The sequence below is a fragment of the Pseudoalteromonas sp. S2893 genome (genome assembly GCF_005887105.1).
Lineage (GTDB): Bacteria > Pseudomonadota > Gammaproteobacteria > Enterobacterales > Alteromonadaceae > Pseudoalteromonas > Pseudoalteromonas atlantica.
In genome coordinates this window covers 1-285 of sequence record NZ_PNCY01000152.1, presented here as the reverse complement: position 1 = coordinate 285, position 285 = coordinate 1, and the positions used below count along the sequence as shown (strand labels likewise).

The window sequence follows — 285 nt, the reverse complement described above, 5'->3', positions numbered from 1 at the left end:
ATTCATAAACCAGTAATTAGTTATCCACGTCGCCTTACAAAAAGTCTTAGCGTAAATCTAAGATATACTGTCATGACTTTTCATCAGCTTCTACTTGGCGGTATTCTTGGCGGCGCGCTGCAAACGGTTAAAGCACACCGTCTTCAACTAACGGGGCACGCGGGTCGTTATTTATAATGCCATCGCGTGTTTAATACACATAATTAAACGCACCAGTTTGACGACCAAAGCTTGATGTGTAGTTACGGTACTGTATCTGCTGATTTAAAAATAAATCATCTGTAA

1 pseudogene is annotated in these 285 nt (G+C 40.4%); it reads right to left on the bottom strand.

What is annotated here, in order from left to right:
• Positions 1-73: 73 nt before the first annotated feature.
• Positions 74-285 (bottom strand): annotated as a pseudogene (locus tag CWC04_RS19955) (hypothetical protein); the annotation flags it as partial.